This is a genomic window from Paraclostridium sp. MRS3W1 (genome assembly GCF_032465715.1).
Classification (GTDB): Bacteria; Bacillota; Clostridia; order Peptostreptococcales; family Peptostreptococcaceae; genus Paraclostridium; species Paraclostridium dentum.
Map to the genome: position 1 here is coordinate 1 of NZ_JAWDJM010000199.1, position 520 is coordinate 520.

The 520-nt window shown below is 49.4% G+C and carries 5 tRNA genes; all 5 read left to right on the forward strand.

Annotated features, from left to right (window positions below):
• Positions 1-68: 68 nt before the first annotated feature.
• The 5 genes from RWY47_RS18030 to RWY47_RS18050 all read left to right on the forward strand — a co-directional run bounded on the left by RWY47_RS18030 (position 69) and on the right by RWY47_RS18050 (position 514).
• Positions 69-144: transfer RNA gene (locus RWY47_RS18030), tRNA-Asn, on the forward strand.
• A 31-nt stretch (positions 145-175) separates the two neighbouring features.
• A tRNA-Asn gene (locus RWY47_RS18035) sits at positions 176-251 on the forward strand.
• A gap of 4 nt (positions 252-255) precedes the next feature.
• A tRNA-Thr gene (locus RWY47_RS18040) sits at positions 256-330 on the forward strand.
• Between the two features lie 4 nt (positions 331-334).
• Positions 335-419: transfer RNA gene (locus tag RWY47_RS18045), tRNA-Tyr, on the forward strand.
• Positions 420-434: 15 nt separating this feature from the next.
• A tRNA-Leu gene (locus tag RWY47_RS18050) sits at positions 435-514 on the forward strand.
• The last annotated feature ends 6 nt before the right edge of the window (positions 515-520 follow it).

Sequence of the window (520 nt, forward strand, 5' to 3'; positions counted from 1 at the left end):
ATGCCAGCCTGTCACGCTGGAGGTCGAGGGTTCGAGTCCCTTCCAGGTCGCCAAATAATTAAATACGCGGGAATATGGCTCAGTTGGTAGAGCAATTGACTGTTAATCAATGGGTCACAGGTTCGAGTCCTGTTATTCCCGCCAACTTAATTAAAAATGAATAAACTAATAATGTGGGAATATGGCTCAGTTGGTAGAGCAATTGACTGTTAATCAATGGGTCACAGGTTCGAGTCCTGTTATTCCCGCCAATATGCTAGTGTGGCTCAACGGTAGAGCAGCTGACTTGTAATCAGCAGGTTGTAGGTTCGATTCCTATCACTAGCTCCAACGTGGAGGATTTCCCGAGCGGCCAAAGGGGGCAGACTGTAAATCTGTTGTCACTGACTTCGGTGGTTCGAATCCACCATCCTCCACCAACTTAATAATTTGCGCGGATGTGGCGGAATTGGCAGACGCACCAGACTTAGGATCTGGCGCCTATGGCGTGGGGGTTCGACTCCCTTCATCCGAACCCCGG